Source organism: Mycolicibacterium houstonense (assembly GCF_900078665.2).
In the GTDB taxonomy this organism is placed as follows: Bacteria; Actinomycetota; Actinomycetes; order Mycobacteriales; family Mycobacteriaceae; genus Mycobacterium; species Mycobacterium houstonense.
Window position 1 is genome coordinate 714,108 of the sequence record NZ_LT546207.1, and the last position, 15,750, is coordinate 729,857.

At 68.2% G+C, this 15,750-nt stretch carries 12 protein-coding genes and 3 pseudogenes; 13 read left to right on the plus strand and 2 right to left on the minus strand.

Annotation, left to right across the window (positions count from 1 at the left end; genetic code table 11):
* Positions 1-9 precede the first annotated feature (9 nt).
* The 8 genes and pseudogenes from BN4332_RS03735 (at position 10) to BN4332_RS03770 (ending at position 8,213) form a co-directional block, all read left to right on the plus strand.
* Positions 10-1,328: pseudogene (locus BN4332_RS03735) on the plus strand (NlpC/P60 family protein).
* Between the two features lie 10 nt (positions 1,329-1,338).
* Entirely contained in the window at positions 1,339-2,034 is a 696-nt protein-coding gene (gene ripB, locus BN4332_RS03740) for an NlpC/P60 family peptidoglycan endopeptidase RipB (RefSeq protein ID WP_066897236.1), read from the plus strand.
* A 133-nt stretch (positions 2,035-2,167) separates the two neighbouring features.
* A complete protein-coding gene (moxR1, locus tag BN4332_RS03745) occupies positions 2,168-3,331 on the plus strand; it encodes a chaperone MoxR1 (RefSeq protein WP_066897237.1) in 1,164 nt (387 codons plus the stop codon).
* A complete protein-coding gene (locus BN4332_RS03750; protein ID WP_066897238.1) occupies positions 3,328-4,278 on the plus strand; it encodes a DUF58 domain-containing protein in 951 nt (316 codons plus the stop codon). The genes moxR1 and BN4332_RS03750 overlap by 4 nt, the downstream gene beginning before the upstream one ends.
* 85 nt (positions 4,279-4,363) lie before the next feature.
* Positions 4,364-5,371: a VWA domain-containing protein gene (locus BN4332_RS03755; protein WP_066897239.1), complete on the plus strand. Its 1,008-nt coding sequence runs from the start codon at positions 4,364-4,366 to the stop codon at positions 5,369-5,371.
* An 84-nt stretch (positions 5,372-5,455) separates the two neighbouring features.
* A complete protein-coding gene (fabG1, locus tag BN4332_RS03760; RefSeq protein ID WP_066897240.1) occupies positions 5,456-6,244 on the plus strand; it encodes a 3-oxoacyl-ACP reductase FabG1 in 789 nt (262 codons plus the stop codon).
* 49 nt (positions 6,245-6,293) lie between these two features.
* Positions 6,294-7,103, plus strand: a complete 810-nt coding sequence (inhA, locus tag BN4332_RS03765) for an NADH-dependent enoyl-ACP reductase InhA (protein ID WP_066897241.1) — start codon at positions 6,294-6,296, stop codon at positions 7,101-7,103.
* Between the two features lie 87 nt (positions 7,104-7,190).
* Positions 7,191-8,213, plus strand: a complete 1,023-nt coding sequence (locus BN4332_RS03770) for a ferrochelatase (RefSeq protein ID WP_074132957.1) — start codon at positions 7,191-7,193, stop codon at positions 8,211-8,213.
* Positions 8,214-8,232: 19 nt separating this feature from the next.
* On the opposite strand, the gene BN4332_RS03775 is transcribed toward BN4332_RS03770, so the two are convergent.
* Positions 8,233-9,090 (minus strand): Rv1486c family protein, encoded by an 858-nt coding sequence (locus BN4332_RS03775; protein WP_066897242.1) that lies wholly within the window; start codon positions 9,088-9,090, stop codon positions 8,233-8,235.
* Positions 9,091-9,147: 57 nt separating this feature from the next.
* On the opposite strand from BN4332_RS03775, the gene BN4332_RS03780 reads away from it, so the two are divergent.
* The 3 genes from BN4332_RS03780 to BN4332_RS03790 all read left to right on the plus strand — a co-directional run bounded on the left by BN4332_RS03780 (position 9,148) and on the right by BN4332_RS03790 (position 11,376).
* Positions 9,148-9,582 (plus strand): NfeD family protein, encoded by a 435-nt coding sequence (locus BN4332_RS03780; protein WP_066897243.1) that lies wholly within the window; start codon positions 9,148-9,150, stop codon positions 9,580-9,582.
* Positions 9,583-9,602: 20 nt separating this feature from the next.
* Positions 9,603-10,793, plus strand: coding sequence for an SPFH domain-containing protein (locus BN4332_RS03785; RefSeq protein WP_066897244.1), 1,191 nt, complete (start codon positions 9,603-9,605; stop codon positions 10,791-10,793).
* 211 nt (positions 10,794-11,004) lie between these two features.
* Positions 11,005-11,376 (plus strand): DoxX family protein, encoded by a 372-nt coding sequence (locus tag BN4332_RS03790; RefSeq protein WP_066897245.1) that lies wholly within the window; start codon positions 11,005-11,007, stop codon positions 11,374-11,376.
* A gap of 203 nt (positions 11,377-11,579) precedes the next feature.
* Here BN4332_RS03790 and BN4332_RS03795 read toward each other — a convergent pair.
* Positions 11,580-12,251: pseudogene (locus tag BN4332_RS03795) on the minus strand (TVP38/TMEM64 family protein); the annotation flags it as partial.
* A gap of 165 nt (positions 12,252-12,416) precedes the next feature.
* On the opposite strand from BN4332_RS03795, the pseudogene BN4332_RS03800 reads away from it, so the two are divergent.
* Positions 12,417-14,164: pseudogene (locus BN4332_RS03800) on the plus strand (methylmalonyl-CoA mutase family protein).
* Position 14,165: 1 nt separating this feature from the next.
* Positions 14,166-15,750 (plus strand): methylmalonyl-CoA mutase (gene scpA / locus BN4332_RS03805; RefSeq protein WP_066897246.1); only part of this gene is annotated, 1,585 nt, incomplete at its 3' end.

Here is a 15,750-nt window from a genome sequence, read left to right on the forward strand (position 1 = left end):
TTGAGTCGAATGAGACGCACCGTTGGCGCATCTGCGTCGCGGCTGTATGGCCGTATCTCGGCCGTGCCGCTGATCGCGGCGATGCTGTTCGCCACGGCCCTGTCAGGGGGCGTCCCAGCCGCGGCTGATCCGGGGTCGCCCGATCAGATCGCCACGCTCGTCGCCGCGGTCGCCAACGCCGACCAGAAGCTGCAAGAGCTGGGCGCCGCCATCCAGACCCAGCAGGAGGCCGTCAACAAGGCCATCGTCGCCGTGCAGGACGCCCGCGACGCGGCCGCGACCGCACAGCAGGAGGTCGAGGCCAGCCAGCAGGGCATCGCCGAAGCCAACGCCGCCATCGAGGCCGCCCAGAAGCGATTCGACGCCTTCGCCGCGGCGACCTACGTCAACGGCCCGTCAAGCTCGTATCTGACCGCGTCCGATCCCGCCGACATCGTCACCACCGCTGCCGCCGGGCAGACCCTGACCGCCAGCACCGACAAGGTGATCACCGATCTGCAGCGCGCCCGCACCGAACAGGTGAACCGGGAGTCGGCTGCCCGGTTGGCCAAGCAGAACGCCGATCAGGCCACCGTCGATGCCCAGACCAGTCAGGACAATGCCGTCGCCGCACTGCAGCAGGCGCAGCAGACGTTCAAGGCGNGCAGGGACCCGCACCCCAGGCGGCGGCGGGCAACTGGGACCGTGCTCCCGGCGCCCCCGCCCCGGCGGGCCGGAACTGGGACACCGCATGGGACCCCACGCTGCCCGCGATCCCCAGTGCGTTCGTCAGCGGTGACCCCGTCGCGATCATCAACACGGTGCTGGGCATCTCGTCGACCTCGGCCCAGGTCACCCAGAACATGGGACGCCAGTTCCTGCAGAAGCTGGGCATCCTGCCCACCCCGACGGGCTTCACCAACGGTGCCATCCCACGGGTGTACGGACGGCAGGCGTCCGAGTACGTCATCCAGCGGGCCGGCTCCCAGATGGGTGTTCCGTACTCCTGGGGTGGCGGAAACGCGGCCGGCCCGAGCCGTGGCATCGATTCGGGTGCCAACACCGTCGGCTTCGACTGCTCGGGTCTGATCCTCTATGCCTTCGCCGGTGTCGGCATCAAGTTGCCGCATTACTCGGGCTCGCAGTACAACGCCGGCCGCAAGATCCCGTCCTCACAGATGCGACGCGGCGACGTGATCTTCTACGGCCCCGGCGGCAGCCAGCACGTGACGCTCTACCTGGGCAACGGCCAGATGCTCGAGGCGCCGTACACCGGCTCACACGTCAAGATCTCGCCGGTGCGAACGAGCGGTATGACCCCGTACGTCGTCCGCTACATCGAATACTGATGGGAATACATTGCGCTCCTTCGTCTTACGATGCCTGACTCTGATCGCCGCAACCGCGTTCGCGGCGATCAGTCTGGTGGCGCCTGCCGGTGCCGCGCCTGACGACGGGCAGTGGGATCCCACACTCCCCAAGATCGTCAGCTCCGGGGCGCCCGGCGACCCCGTGGCGATCGCGAACGCTTCGTTCCAGGTCAGCCAGATTGCGCTGCAGACCACGCAGAACCTCGGCCAGCAGTTCCTGCAGAGCATCGGGCTGGCCCCGAAGCAGGCCGCCTCGACATTTCCCGGCGGCCGAGTGCGTGGTCCGCAGGCCATCGAATACGTGATCCGGCGCGGTGGATCCCAGATGGGTGTGCCCTACTCGTGGGGCGGCGGCACGCTGACCGGTCCCGGCCCGGGTGTGGACTACGACGCCGGCAAGGTCGGCTACGACTGTTCGGGCTTCACCCGGTACGCGTTCGCCGGCGTCGGAGTGCAGATCCCGAAGTACTCGGGCGACCAGTACAACACCGGGCGCAAGGTTCCGGTGGCCCAGGCCAAGCGCGGTGACCTCCTGTTCTGGGGGCCCGGCGGCAGCCAGCACGTGGCGATGTACCTCGGTGGCGGGAAGATGCTGGAGGCGTCGGGCAGTGCGGAGAAAGTGACCGTCAGCCCGGTTCGCACCGCGGGTATCCAGCCGTACGCGGCCCGCATCATCGAATCCTGAGGGGAACCTGAACACTTCCGGGCAGCGTCGACGGATCTCGAAGTGCCTGGAATAGTTGACGGCGGGCACCCGGATGCCCGGTCGAGCAACATGCAAGACCAGCGTTTGTAGTCGAATACGTGGGAGGAAGTTGATGACGTCACCGAGTGGACCGCCGCAGGGCGCCGGAGGCTATCCCGGTTCGAGCCCGGCGCCGGGCTTTCCGCCCGGATCGACCGGCTCCCACGCCGCGCCGACCGCCCCGCAGGCTGCCACGAACGGCGCGCTGCAGGCCGAGGTGCACACCCTCGAACGCGCCATCTTCGAGGTCAAGCGGATCATCGTCGGCCAGGACCAGCTCGTCGAGCGGATGCTCGTCGGACTCCTCGCCAAGGGCCACGTGCTGCTCGAAGGTGTGCCCGGTGTGGCAAAGACCCTGGCCGTCGAGACGTTCGCCAAGGTGGTGGGCGGCACCTTCGCGCGTATCCAGTTCACCCCCGATCTGGTGCCCACCGACATCATCGGTACCCGCATCTACCGGCAGGGCAAAGAAGACTTCGACATCGAGCTCGGCCCCGTGGTGGTCAACTTCCTGCTCGCCGACGAGATCAACCGTGCACCGGCCAAGGTGCAGTCCGCGTTGCTCGAGGTGATGGCCGAGCGCAAGATCTCCATCGGCGGCAAGACCTTCCCGCTGCCCAGCCCGTTCCTGGTGATGGCCACGCAGAACCCCATCGAGCAGGAGGGCGTCTACGCACTGCCCGAAGCCCAGCGCGACCGCTTCCTGTTCAAGCTCAACGTCGACTACCCGTCGCCGGAGGAAGAGCGCGAGATCATCTACCGGATGGGCGTCAAGCCGCCGGAGCCCAAGCAGATCCTCGACACTGGCGATCTGCTGCGGCTGCAGGAACTCGCGGCCAACACCTTCGTGCACCACGCGCTGGTGGATTACGTGGTCCGGATCGTCACCGCGACGCGCGAACCCGAGAAGTTCGGCATGCCCGACGCCAAGGCGTGGATCGCTTACGGTGCCTCGCCGCGTGCCTCGCTCGGCATCATCTCGGCGGCCCGGGCGCTGGCTCTGGTGCGCGGGCGTGACTACGTCATCCCGCAGGACGTGGTCGAGGTGATCCCGGACGTGCTGCGGCACCGCCTCGTGCTCACCTACGACGCACTCGCCGACGAGGTGTCGGCGGAGACCGTGGTCAACCGGATTCTGCAGACCGTGGCGCTGCCTCAGGTGAATGCGCTTCCGCAGCAAGGGCATTCGGTTCCGCCCGCCGTACCCGCCGCGGCCGGCGCGGCCAGCGGTCGGTGACCGACTCCGCAGGCCGCACGGTCGACCTGCCCTCGCTGCAGCGCGGCGAGATCCGCGACCCGGCACTCACCGCGGCGCTGCGCAAGCTTGAGCTGACCGTGCGGCGCAAGCTCGACGGCGTCCTGCACGGCGACCACCTCGGCCTGATCCCAGGGCCCGGGTCGGAGCCCGGCGACTCGCGGATCTACCAGCCCGGCGACGACGTGCGCCGGATGGACTGGTCGGTGACCGCCCGGACGCTGACACCGCACGTGCGGCAGATGATCGCCGACCGCGAGCTCGAGACCTGGCTGGTCGTCGACATGTCGGCCAGCCTGGACTTCGGCACCACCACCTGCGAGAAGCGTGATCTGGCCGTGGCGGCCGCGGCCGCGATCGCGTTCCTCAACAGCGGCGGCGGCAACCGGCTGGGCGCGGTGATCTCCAATGGCGACACCATGCGCCGGGTCCCGGCACTGAGCGGGCGGGTGCACGAGCAGGAGCTGCTGCGGGCGATCGCCACGACGCCGCGGGCCCCGACCGGGGTACGCGGCGACCTGGCTTCCGCGATCGACGCGTTGCGCCGTCCCGAGCGGCGCCGCGGCATGGCGGTGATCATCAGCGACTTCCTCGGGCCGATCAACTGGATGCGTCCGCTGCGGGCCATCTCCGGTCGGCACGAGGTGCTCGGCATCGAGGTGCTGGACCCGCGCGACGTCGAGCTGCCACCTGTCGGCGATGTGGTGCTGCAGGACACCGAGACCGGTGTCACCCGCGAGTTCACCATCGACGAGCAACTGCGCAGCGATTTCGAACGGGCAGCGGCGGCGCACCGCGAAGAAGTGGCCCGCACGTTGCGGCGTTGCGACGCACCGCTGCTGAGCCTGCGCACCGACCGGGACTGGATCGCCGACGTGGTGCGGTTTGTGGCGAATCGGCGGCGGGGTGCCCTGGCCGGGGGCCGATGAGCGCTTGCGCGAAGAGGAAACGGCAGCGATGAGCGCTTGCGCGAAGAGCAATGTGGCAGCAACCAACCGAAATGATTTGTAGCACATGACTTTACCGATTCTCGGTCCGATGAGCCTGTCGGGCTTCGCGCACGCGTGGTGGTTCTTGTTCCTCTTCGTGGTGCTGGGCCTGATTGCGTACTACGTCGTCGTGCAGCGCGCGCGCAAGCAGCGGATCCTGCGGTTCGCCAACATGGAACTGCTGGAAAGCGTGGCGCCCAAACAGCCGACGCGGTGGCGCCATCTGCCGGCGATCCTGCTGGCCATCTCCTTGGTCTTCTTCACCGTGGCGATGGCCGGGCCCACCCACGATGTGCGGATTCCGCGCAACCGCGCGGTCGTGATGCTGGTGATCGACGTGTCGCAGTCGATGCGTGCCACCGACGTGTCGCCGAGCCGTCTCGTCGCCGCGCAGGAGGCCGCCAAGCAGTTCGCCGATCAGCTCACGCCGGGTATCAACCTCGGCCTGATCGCCTATGCGGGAACGGCGACGGTGCTCGTGCAGCCCACCACCAACCGCGAGGCCACCAAGAACGGCCTGGACAAGCTGCAGCTGGCCGACCGGACCGCAACCGGTGAGGGCATCTTCACCGCACTGCAGGCGATCGCCACCGTGGGTGCGGTGATCGGCGGTGGGGACGAGAAGCCGCCCGCGCGCATCGTGCTGATGTCCGACGGCAAGGAGACCGTGCCGTCCAACCCGGACAACCCCAAGGGTGCCTATACCGCCGCGCGCACCGCCAAGGACCAAGGGGTGCCGATCTCGACGGTGTCCTTCGGCACGCCCTACGGCTACGTCGAGATCAACGATCAGCGCCAGCCGGTGCCGGTCGACGACGAGATGCTCGGCAAGATCGCGAAGTTGTCCGGTGGTGACGCCTTCACGGCGTCCAGCCTGGAACAGCTCAAGGAGGTCTTCACCTCACTGCAGCAGCAGATCGGCTACGAGACCATCAAGGGTGATGCGAGCCTCGGCTGGCTGAGGCTGGGCGCGTTCTTGCTGGCCCTGGCCGGTGTGGCAGCCCTGCTGATCAACCGCAGACTGCCCGGATAGCACGCGATCGCGCGGCTGTGCGCGCAGGTCGAGACTGGTGATGCGATTTTCAGACCGTGCTGGTGAGGAGATAAGTTGGCGGGCATGAGTGACGCTGTTGTCTCGAACGCCGACACCGAATCCACCTCTGAGGCCACCGCAGGAGAAGCCGGCGGCCGTCCGGCGTTCGTTTCCCGGTCCGTGCTGGTCACCGGTGGAAACCGGGGGATCGGCCTGGCGATCGCGCAGCGCTTGGCCGCTGACGGACACAAGGTCGCCGTCACGCACCGCGGCTCCGGGGCGCCCGACGGGCTGTTCGGCGTGGTGTGCGACGTCACCGACAACGAGGCCGTCGACCGCGCGTTCAAGGAGGTCGAGGAGCACCAGGGGCCGGTCGAGGTGCTGGTGTCCAATGCCGGGATCTCCCAGGACGCGTTCCTGATGCGCATGACCGAAGAGCGGTTCGAGAACGTCATCAACGCCAACCTCACCGGGGCGTTCCGGGTGGCGCAGCGCGCGTCGCGCAGCATGCAGCGCAAGCGCTTCGGCCGGATCATCTTCATCGGTTCGGTCTCCGGCATGTGGGGCATCGGCAACCAGGCCAACTACGCCGCGGCCAAGGCCGGCTTGATCGGCATGGCCCGCTCGATCTCCCGGGAACTGTCCAAGGCCGGTGTCACCGCCAACGTCGTCGCCCCGGGCTACATCGACACCGAGATGACCCGCGCGCTCGATGAGCGGATCCAGGCAGGAGCTCTGGAGTTCATCCCGGCCAAGCGGGTCGGCACGGCCGAGGAGGTCGCCGGTGCGGTCAGCTTCCTGGCATCCGAGGACGCCAGCTACATCGCCGGCGCGGTGATCCCCGTCGACGGCGGTATGGGCATGGGTCACTGACCCAAAATCGTTGGCCTATCAGAATTTTTCCTCAGAAGGAGACGCACCAATGGCAGGTTTGCTCGAAGGCAAGCGCATTCTCGTCACCGGGATCATCACGGATTCGTCGATCGCGTTCCACATCGCCAAGGTGGCCCAGGAGGCCGGCGCCGAGCTGGTGCTCACCGGGTTCGACCGGATGAAGCTGATCCAGCGCATCGCCGACCGGTTGCCCAAGCCGGCGCCGCTGCTGGAGCTCGATGTGCAGAACGAAGAGCATCTGGCCAGCCTGGCCGGCCGGGTCAGTGAGGCCATCGGCGCGGACAACAAGCTCGACGGTGTCGTGCACTCGATCGGCTTCATGCCGCAGAGCGGTATGGGCGTCAACCCCTTCTTCGACGCCCCCTACGAGGACGTCGCCAAGGGCATCCACATCTCGGCGTACTCCTACGCCTCCCTGGCCAAGGCGCTGCTGCCGGTGATGAACGAAGGCGGCGGCATCGTCGGCATGGACTTCGACCCGACCCGGGCGATGCCCGCCTACAACTGGATGACGGTCGCCAAGAGCGCGCTCGAATCGGTGAACCGGTTCGTGGCGCGGGAGGCCGGCAAGTTCGGCGTGCGGTCGAACCTCGTTGCCGCGGGCCCGATCCGGACCCTGGCCATGAGCGCGATCGTCGGCGGGGCGTTGGGCGACGAGGCCGGTCAGCAGATGCAGCTGCTCGAAGAGGGCTGGGATCAGCGCGCGCCGATCGGCTGGAACATGAAGGACCCGACGCCGGTCGCGAAGACCGTGTGCGCGTTGCTGTCCGACTGGCTGCCCGCGACCACCGGCACCATCATCTACGCCGACGGTGGCGCCAGCACCCAGCTGCTCTGACTTGTTTTCCGCCGAAACCGCGTTCCGGCAGGGGTGCACCCGCACATTCCCGCCGGGATGCGGTTTTGTCCGTAGAGGGGACGTGAGTTGAACGAGTTCGACGCAGTCCTGCTGTTGTCGTTCGGAGGCCCGGAGGGCCCCGAGCAGGTGATGCCGTTCCTGGAGAACGTCACCCGAGGGCGCGGCATCCCGGCCGAGCGACTGGCCGAGGTGGCCGAGCACTACCTGCATTTCGGCGGTGTGTCGCCGATCAACGGCATCAACCGCGCACTCATCGAGCAGTTGCGGCTGCAATTGCCCGACCTGCCGGTGTATTTCGGTAACCGCAACTGGGAACCGTACGTCGAGGACACGGTTGCGGAGATGCGCGCCGACGGGATTCGGCGCGCAGCGGTGTTCACCACGTCGGCGTGGGGCGGATATTCCAGCTGCGCCCAGTACGTCGAGGACATCGTCCGGGCGCGGGCCGCGGCCGGACCTGACGCGCCCGAACTGGTCAAATTGCGCCAGTACTTCGATCATCCGCTGTTTGTGGAAATGTTCGCCGACTCGATCGCAGCGGCGGCGAAAACGCTGCCGGCCGAGCTGCGTGACGAGGCCAGGCTGGTGTTCACCGCGCACTCGGTGCCCATCGCCGCCGATGAGCGCCACGGCCCGCGGATCTACAGTCGCCAGGTCGGCTACGCCACACGCCTGGTCGCCGCCGCAGCGGGATATGACGACTACGACCAGGTGTGGCAGTCGCGGTCTGGGCCGCCGAGAATCCCGTGGCTGGAACCCGACGTGGCCGATCACCTGACGGCATTGGGGCAGAAGGGAACCCGGGCCGTCATCGTCTGCCCGATCGGGTTCGTCGCCGACCACATCGAGGTGGTGTGGGATCTCGACCACGAACTTCGGTTGCAGGCCGAAGCGGCCGGAATCGCCTTCGCCCGGGCCGGCACGCCGAACGCCGAGCCGCGTTTCGCCCGGTTGGCCGCCGGGTTGATCGAAGAGCTGCGCACCGGTTCCGAACCGCTGCGGGTCGCCGGCCCCGATCCCGTCGTGGGCTACGGATGCAGCGTCAACGGCGCGCCGTGCTCACCCGATTGCTGCCTTATCCGCTCCTGACCGCTTGCCCGCCGAAAAGCTAGTCGCGCCAAGCGGACTGAAGAATCGCTTCGAGCGCGGCCAACCGGGCCGAACGGACGACCTGGGCCAACGGCCGCATGGCATCACCGGCGATCTGCACCTCCGACGAGCTCTGCAGACCGATGGGCATCAGCCCGGAACTGACGGTGATGATGGCCTCGACGTGGGCGGCGTTCTCCAGTACCCGTACCGCCCGGGTCGGGGCATGGTCGGGAATGCGGTGCATCCGGGAGGCTTCCAGAATGTCCTGCACCATGCCGCGGGGATCGTCCACACCCACCCCGACGCCGGCCCGCAACGCACCCAGCGCGTCGGCGGCCGACCGTACGGCCGACCGCAATTCGTACTCGGCCTCGCCGAGGTCGTAGTGCTGCGGTGCCGGCAGGAGCGGCAGCGAGTACACCGTCCACGACAGCGCGCGCGGTTCGGGTTCGAACCCGGATTCGGTTTCCGCATCGTCGAATTCGAAGTATTCGAACTCCGGCACCAACCCCACGCCGTCCAGTTCGTCATGCGTCACCAGCACCGCCTCGCCGACGGTCAGCGCGTCGCGCTGGAACTGCGACCCGGCGGGCAATCCGCGGACGTCACCGGGAACCGGCAGTGCCACCCGGATCGACGGCCTGGTGCCGGACCGGCCGACCGAGGTGCGCAGCGTCTGCAGCAGCGACACCGAGCCGGAGTCTTCCAACTCGGGCCAGGGCAGCCCGGTCCGAACCGCCGCCTGCGAGTCGTAGGCAGTCACAGAATGCATTGGTGCCCACTGAGATAACGCGTCGAGGACGTCGTCGGGCGCGGCTGCGCCGGCGAGCCAGGCGTTGGCCCACATCGAAAGCGTTGCACTTGGACACCACATGATCCCAGCAGTGTAATTGTCGGCCGCCGATGAGGTCGGATTCGCTAGGGTGGTTGCATGCCCGTACCGCTGATCTGGCTGATCCTGGCGCTGGTGCTGGCCGGGGCGGAAGCGCTGACCGGCGACATGTTCCTGCTCATGCTGGCCGGCGGGGCGTTGGCGGCGACCGGCTCGAGTTGGTTGTTCGACCTGCCGATCTGGGCCGACGGCGTGGTGTTCCTCGTGGTGTCGGTGCTTTTGCTGGTATTGGTCCGGCCTGCGCTGCGCCGCCGGTTCGACGCGGGCCCGGGGCTGGCGGAGCCGGTAAAGGCGTTGGAGGGCAAATCCGCGCTGGTGCTGGACCGGGTGGCGCAGCATGAGGGGCAGGTCAAGCTGGACGGCGAGGTATGGACCGCACGGCCGCTCAACGACGACGATGTGTATCAACCGGGTGACCAGGTGACGGTGGTGAGGATCGACGGCGCCACCGCGGTGGTCTTCAAGACAACGTAGGACCTCAGGAGGGAATCGACATGGACGGAGCGGTAGCCGGGCTGGTCTTGCTGCTCGTGCTGGTGGTGTTCGCCATCATCGTCGTGGCCAAATCAGTGGCGCTCATTCCGCAGGCCGAGGCGGCGGTGATCGAGCGGCTGGGCCGCTACAGCCGCACGGTCAGCGGTCAGTTGACGCTGCTGGTGCCGTTCATCGACCGGATCCGGGCACGGGTGGACCTGCGCGAGCGCGTGGTGTCGTTCCCGCCGCAGGGGGTGATCACTGAGGACAACCTGACACTGGCCATCGACACGGTGGTGTACTTCCGGGTCACCAATCCGCAGGCGGCGGTCTACGAGATCAGCAACTACATCGTCGGCGTGGAACAGCTGACCACCACCACGCTGCGCAACGTGGTCGGCGGGATGACCCTGGAACAGACGCTGACCTCGCGTGACTCGATCAACCAGCAACTGCGCGGGGTGCTGGACGAGGCGACCGGGCGGTGGGGCCTGCGGGTGGCGCGGGTGGAACTGCGCAGCATCGACCCGCCCCCGTCGATCCAGGAGTCGATGGAAAAGCAGATGAAGGCCGACCGCGAGAAGCGGGCCATGATCCTGACCGCAGAGGGCGTGCGGGAGTCCTCCATCAAGCAGGCCGAAGGCCAGAAGCAGTCGCAGATCCTGGCGGCCGAGGGGGCCAAGCAGGCCGCGATCCTGGCGGCCGAGGCCGACCGGCAGTCGCGGATGCTGCGCGCCCAGGGTGAGCGGGCCGCCCAGTACCTGCAGGCGCAGGGGCAGGCCAAGGCCATCGAGAAGACGTTCGCCGCGATCAAGGCGGGTCGGCCGACGCCGGAGATGCTGGCTTATCAGTACCTGCAGACCCTGCCGCAGATGGCCAAGGGCGAGGCGAACAAGGTGTGGCTGGTACCCAGCGACTTCGGTTCGGCGCTACAGGGTTTCACCAAACTGCTGGGTGCGCCCGGTGAGGATGGGGTGTTCCGGTACACGCCGACTCCGGTCGAGGAAGACCTGCCCAAGCCCGAGGATGACGGCGACGAGGTGGCCGACTGGTTCAACACGGACACCGATCCGGAGATCGCGCAGGCGGTGGCCAAGGCCGAGGCCGAGGCTCGTGCGACCACGCCGCCGCTGGGCTCGGCCCCGCCGCCGCAGTCGCTGGAGAACCCGCCGTCTCATGAGCTTCCCGGCGGAGCGCACCGGGCGCCGTAACACCGGGCACGGTTACCGTTGAGCCATGGCTGCGAACACCTCTGATTCCCGGCGGGCGGTTCCCAAGTCCTANCCGAGGAGGGGGCCGTTCGGACACCGCCGCGGCTGGCCGGGGCGCCGCCGCCGCAGTCGCTGGAGAACCCGCCGTCTCATGAGCTTCCCGGCGGAGCGCACCGGGCGCCGTAACACCGGGCACGGTTACCGTTGAGCCATGGCTGCGAACACCTCTGATTCCCGGCGGGCGGTTCCCAAGTCCTATGTCGCGCTGGCGGCGTTGCAGGCCGGCGACGCGGTCGCGTGCGTGATACCACTGCAGGCGATCACCGACTCGCTGGACCGGGTCGGTCTGCCGCCGCGGGCCCGTCGGGTGCTGCCACCGGTGAAGGCCGCATCGGCAGTGGGATTGCTGGCGGCAGGCCGGTATCCGGCGCTGGGCCGGCTGACCACTTTCATGCTGACGGTGTACTTCGCGCTCGCACTGGGCGCACACATCCGGGTCAAGGACAAGCCGGTCAATGCCGCACCGGCGGCGGCGTTTCTGGCGCTGTACGCGGCGTTGACCGCGAAGGGCCGTCCGCGCTAACGATCCGGCTGCAGCCGCAGTTCGACCATCGGCAGCGGCGCCTCGGTATCGGTGATCGGCCGGCCGAGCGTCTCTTCCAGCACCAGCTTGAACCGGTCCCACGTCTTCGGGTGGCGCGCGCGGTAATCGGCCAGCACCCGATCGACGCGCTGTTGGTCGAGCATGTGTGCAACAGCCGCCGTCGGCCGGCGGCTGCCGAGCNCGGCGCGGCGCTCGCGGCGGTGGAGCCGCATCTCGTAGACCAGGCCGGCCACGCCGAGGGCGGCGGTGCCCAACGACACCAGGACCAGTGCCGGGCTGATGTTCCCGGTCAACGCGTCGCCGAGAATGACGACGGCGGCGGTACCCGGGAACAGGCCGACCACGGTGGCCAGCGCGTAGGGCAGCGGCCGGACGGCCGATGCGCCGGCGGCATAGTTGAGCACGGAGAACGGCACGGCCGGGATCAATCGCATGGACAGCACCACCGGCCAGCCGCGGCGGCGCAGCCGGGTGTCGAGGGAGTCGACCCGCGGGTGAGGCACCAGCCGGTTCAGCTGCCAACCCGCCGCGCGGATCAGGAACAGTGCCAGCACCGCGCTCACCGCACTGGCCACCACGGCAATGGCAACGCCGAGCACTGGGCCGAACAGCAGGCCCGCGGCCAGGGTGAACGCGGTGCGGGGAAACGGGAACACGGTGACCACGATGTGGGCCCCGAGGAACGCCAGCGGGAACCACGGCCCCACCGAGGTGGCCCAGTCCCGCATCTGGACCGCCGTCGGCAACGGCACCAGCACCGCAACTGCGACAAGAATCACAATGCCGGCCAGCAGGCCCGCGATCCGGCGGGGCGGCAATTGGGACGCCGTCGCGATCACCGCGGCGCGGACCATGCGCAGGGTTCTGACGACGGGTTTCACGTTTTACAACAGTACGGGCCGACGGGAGACACCACCGGTGGGCGCGCGCGTGAGTCCGCCGACCAGCGGTCAGGGCCGTGATCGCGATCATTTAGCCTGATGGGCGAGTGGGTATGTCACACGCTGCGATAACAGGAGATGCGGGTGTCGTTACAGGGGACTAATGCGGTCGAAGAAGACCGCAGGCAGTGGCGGACGGCGGTCGCCGGTGTGCTGGCCAAGAGCAGTCGGCGCGATGTCGCCGATCTGCCGGCCGAGCCGGAACGCCTGCTGGATTCGCAGACCTACGAGGGCTTCGCGATCCGCCCGCTGTACACCAGCCTCGATGCGGTCCCCGAGACTGCCCTGCCGGGCCAGTGGCCGTTCGTTCGTGGTGGCGACGCCCTGCGTGACGTGAAGTCCGGCTGGAAGGTTGTCGAGAGCTTCCCGGCCGTCGCCGGCTCTGCCGTCGGCACGGTCAACGGCGCGATCCTGGTGGCCCTCACCGAGGGGGCCAGTGCGTTGGCCCTGCGGATCGGCGGGGAGGACGGCATCTCCCTGGGACAACTCGACCGCCTGCTGGACGGTGTGTTCCTGGACTTGGTGCCGGTCATCCTGGAAATCACCGGAGCCGACGGCGGCGACGGTCTGCTGGCAGCGGCCGACGCCGTGCTGCCGCTGCTCGAAAACCTCGACGACGACCAGCGCTCGCGGTTGTCGATCGACCTGGGCGCCGATCCGCTGACCGCACCGTTGTCCGGCGGAGCCGGCAATTCAGGCACTGCCGATGACTCGGACTTGCTCGCCACCGTCGGCAAGCTGACCGGATATGCCGGTGGCGTGCGGGCGATCACCGTCGACGGCCCGGCGTTCCACAATCTCGGCGCGAGCGCCGCGTGGGAGCTCGCGGGATCGGTGGCGGCCGCGGTCGCCTATCTGCGGATCCTCGGCGATAGCGGGATCGCCACGCCGGATGCCTTGCGGCAGATCAGTTTCCGATACGCCGCCGACGACGACCAGTTCATGACGATCGCCAAGCTGCGGGTTGCCCGACAGCTGTGGGCCCGGGTCGCGGAGGTGCTCGGCGCCGCCGATGCCGGGGCGGCCCGCATCCATGCGGTGACGTCGCTGCCGATGATGACCCAGCGTGATCCCTGGGTGAACATGTTGCGCACCACCCTGGCGTCCTTCTCGGCGGGTGTCGGGGGAGCCGACACCGTGCAGGTGCACCCGTTCGACGTGGCGATCCCCGGCGGGCTGGCCGGAACGTCGGCGACCTTCTCGCGGCGCATCGCCCGCAACACCCAGCTGTTGCTGCTCGAAGAGTCGCACCTCGGCCAGGTGCTCGACCCGGCAGGCGGCTCGTGGTTCGTCGAGGATCTGACCGCTCAGCTGGCCGAGCAGGCCTGGGCGCATTTCCAGGACATCGAGGCGCGCGGCGGATTCGTCGCCGCCCGGGACTACATCGCCGACCAGATCGGGGAGGTGGCCGCGCGGCGCAGTGACGACATCGCGCACCGGCGCACCGCGATCACCGGCGTCAACGAATTCCCCAACCTCGACGAACAGCCGCTGCCGCAGGGGGTTTCGGCGTCGTCGATCGCTCGGTACGCGGCCGGGTTCGAAGCCCTGCGCGACCGCTCGGATGCGTTCCTGACCGCGAACGGAGCCCGTCCCAAGGTGCTGCTGCTGCCGCNGTGGCGGTGCTTTGCGCCACCGACGCCCGCTACGGCGCCGAGGCATCGGACGCGGTGGCGGCGGCACGCGCCGCCGGTGTCCGGCAAGTGCTCTTGGCCGGTCCGGAAAAGGCGGTGGCCGAAGCTGATTCGAAACCCGACGGATATCTGACCGCCAAGATCGACGCGGTCGATGCCCTGTCGAACCTGCTCACCGGACTGGGGGCCTGACATGACTGCCACAACAGGATCAGAGATCCGTAGCTTCGCCGACGTACCGCTGCGCGGGGACCGGCCGGCACCGGCGGCTACTCCGGAAGCCGTCGAGCAGCATGTCGCCGCGGCCGCAGCCGCGCACGGCTACACGCCCGACCAGCTGACCTGGTCCACCCCCGAGGGTATCGACGTCAAGCCGGTGTACGTCGCCGCCGACCGTGACGAGGTGGCCGAGGCGGGCTATCCGCTCGACAGCTTCCCGGGCGCACCGCCGTTCGTGCGCGGGCCGTACCCGACGATGTACGTCAATCAGCCGTGGACCATCCGCCAGTACGCCGGGTTCTCCACTGCGGCCGAATCGAACGCCTTCTACCGGCGCAACCTAGCCGCCGGCCAGAAGGGCCTCTCGGTGGCGTTCGACCTGGCCACCCACCGGGGCTATGACTCCGACCATCCGCGCGTGCAGGGCGATGTCGGAATGGCGGGTGTCGCAATCGATTCCATCCTCGACATGCGGCAGTTGTTCGACGGCATCGACCTGTCGACCGTGTCGGTGTCGATGACCATGAACGGGGCGGTGCTGCCGATCCTGGCGCTCTACGTCGTCGCCGCCGAGGAACAGGGTGTGCCGCCGGAGAAACTGGCCGGGACCATCCAGAACGACATCCTGAAAGAGTTCATGGTCCGCAACACCTACATCTATCCGCCCAAGCCGTCGATGCGGATCATCTCGGACATTTTCGCCTACACCAGCGCCAAGATGCCGAAGTTCAACTCGATCTCGATCTCGGGGTACCACATCCAAGAGGCCGGGGCCACGGCCGATCTGGAGCTCGCCTACACGCTGGCCGACGGCGTGGAGTACATCAAGGCCGGCCTTGATGCCGGACTGGACATCGACAAGTTCGCGCCGCGCCTCTCCTTCTTCTGGGGCATCGGCATGAACTTCTTCATGGAGGTGGCCAAGCTGCGGGCCGGCCGCCTGCTGTGGAGCGAACTGGTCGCCCAGTTCGACCCGAAGAGCGACAAATCGCTCTCGTTGCGCACCCACTCGCAGACCTCGGGGTGGTCGCTGACGGCACAGGACGTGTTCAACAACGTCGCCCGTACCTGTATCGAGGCCATGGCCGCGACCCAGGGCCACACCCAGTCGCTGCACACCAACGCGCTCGACGAGGCGCTGGCACTGCCCACCGACTTCTCCGCGCGGATCGCGCGCAACACTCAGCTGCTGCTGCAGCAGGAGTCGGGCACCACCCGGCCGATCGATCCGTGGGGCGGCTCGTACTACGTCGAGTGGCTCACGCATCAGTTGGCCGACAAGGCGCGGGCCCACATCCACGAGGTGAACGAGCACGGCGGCATGGCACAGGCGATCAGCGACGGCATCCCCAAGCTGCGCATCGAGGAGGCCGCCGCCCGCACCCAGGCCCGGATCGACTCCGGAGCCCAGCCACTGATCGGCGTCAACAAGTACCAGGTGGATGAGGACCAGGAGATCGAGGTCCTCAAGGTCGAGAACAGCCGGGTGCGGGCCGAGCAGCTGGCCAAGTTGCAGCAGCTGCGCGCCGAGCGCGACGAGTCCGCGACCCAGGCCGCGC